Below are 260 nucleotides of genomic sequence, written 5' to 3'. Positions count from 1 at the left end.
ACTTTGGCGTGAAGGTACCACCATTTTTATGACATCGGGTCATGGTGGTTGCCACCCGTTTGGTTTGGCACTTGCCGCTAATAAGCGTGGTTTTAAAAGCGAGGTAATGGTTAATACCACCGAGCCTTTGTTTTTAGATGGCGTACGCAACGAAAACAAAAAAGTGGTACTTGCCACCGTGCATCAACAATTTGTAGATGGTATTGCACAAGCAAATATACCGCTTACACATAAAGATGTAGAGCTTGAGCATATTGAGC

Annotated in this window: 1 protein-coding gene; it reads left to right on the top strand. The window is 43.5% G+C overall.

From position 1 onward, the window contains the following. The coding region (locus AAEY57_RS20360; protein WP_350608706.1) for a peptidase C39 family protein at nt 1–260 on the top strand (260 nt) is incomplete at both ends.

It is taken from the genome of Pseudoalteromonas sp. MER144-MNA-CIBAN-0113 (genome assembly GCF_040308965.1).
GTDB classification, from domain to species: domain Bacteria; phylum Pseudomonadota; class Gammaproteobacteria; order Enterobacterales; family Alteromonadaceae; genus Pseudoalteromonas; species Pseudoalteromonas tetraodonis.
The sequence above is the reverse complement of the archived record's forward strand: the minus strand, read 5'-3'. Positions and strand labels throughout refer to the sequence as shown.